Origin of the sequence: Mesorhizobium sp. M7A.F.Ca.US.014.04.1.1 (assembly GCF_003998745.1) — a bacterium.
Taxonomy (GTDB): domain Bacteria; phylum Pseudomonadota; class Alphaproteobacteria; order Rhizobiales; family Rhizobiaceae; genus Mesorhizobium; species Mesorhizobium ciceri.
This window is the reverse complement of sequence record NZ_RZRW01000097.1, coordinates 12,408-13,662: the sequence shown is the minus strand read 5'-3', so window position 1 is coordinate 13,662 and position 1,255 is coordinate 12,408. Positions and strand designations below refer to the sequence as shown.

The window sequence follows — 1,255 nt, the reverse complement described above, 5'->3', positions numbered from 1 at the left end:
GGTCTCGCCCATGGCCCGCAGATCCGCGATCAGGTTGAACAGGCTGGCATAGCGCACCGTCACCGTCTCGACGTCGGCGACCGGCAGAGCGAGACCGGCGCGCTGCAGCAGCGCACCGGCATCGCGCACGTCGGTGAACGGCGCGACACGCGGGCTGGCGCCGCCGTAAAGCTCGGTCTCGGCCGCAAGCAGGCTTTCGCGCAACTCGAAAAGCGTACCGGCGCCGGCAAAGGCGCCGAGGAAAAGCCCATCCGGCCGCAACGCACGGCGGATCTGGATCAGCATGCCTGGGATGTCGTTCATGGCCTGCAGCGACAAGAGCGACACCGCCAGATCGAGGCTTTCCGACTCGAACGGCACGGTTTCGAGCGGTGCGATCAGGCCGGCATCGCCACCGCTCAGGAAAGCCGTATCCGTCTCGACGCGGACAATGTCGGCGACCTTGCCGCTTTCGGCGAGCGTTTCGGCCGCCGCCGGCGTCTGGCAAAACAGCACGGCCGCCTTGCCGAACCGGCGCTCGACGGCGCCCAGCCGTTCGGCAAGGTCCTCGGCCGTGCGGCGCATGAGGAAGTCCGCGCCGTCGACCGGACGGGCAAGCGCGCGCCGCTTGTGCGTCAGCCACAGAGAGGTATCCATTATTGGCTGCAACGGGCAGATCCTTTGTTTGTCCACGCTCCGAGATCGTTGATATAGTGGCGCGCAGGAGCAACCACGTGGCCGATCCGATGCCCAAGATCAAGTCTATCGGGATCACGAACCTGGCCCGGTCGGTTGTCGGCTGGCCGGCGCGGATGCTGTTTCCGCCGGTCTGCGCCGGTTGCCGCCGGCATGTCTCGCAACCGGGCGTGCTGTGCGGCGCCTGCTGGCCGAAGCTCAGGCTGCTGGAGCGGCCATGGTGCCCTGTCATGGGTACGCCGTTCACCCACCATATGGGCGAAGGCTTTCTGTCGGCCGAGGCGATTGCCGATCCGCCGCCTTTCGAGCGGGCGCGGGCGGCGGTCGCCTATTCCGGCGTTGCGCGCCAGATGGTGCAAGGGTTGAAATACCAGGATCGCACGGATCTGGCACCTTGGATGGCGCGCTGGATGATGCGTGCGGGTGCCGATCTCATCGCCGAGGCGGATGTGGTGGTGCCGGTGCCGCTGCACTGGCGGCGGTTTTTCAGGCGGCGCTTCAACCAGTCGGCGGAACTGGCAAGGGCGGTCTCGGCACTTAGCGGATTGCCCTTCGCCCCGTCGGCGGCGCGGCGCGTGAA

Annotated in this window: 2 protein-coding genes; one reads left to right on the top strand and one right to left on the bottom strand. The window is 67.4% G+C overall.

Annotated features, from left to right (window positions below):
- Window positions 1–648, bottom strand: a 648-nt coding sequence (locus tag EOA22_RS09405; RefSeq protein ID WP_127389942.1) for a methyltransferase domain-containing protein, incomplete at its 3' end; no start/stop codon positions are given.
- Between the two features lie 65 nt (window positions 649–713).
- On the opposite strand from EOA22_RS09405, the gene EOA22_RS09400 reads away from it, so the two are divergent.
- Window positions 714–1,255 (top strand): ComF family protein (locus EOA22_RS09400; protein ID WP_245478613.1); only part of this gene is annotated, 542 nt, incomplete at its 3' end.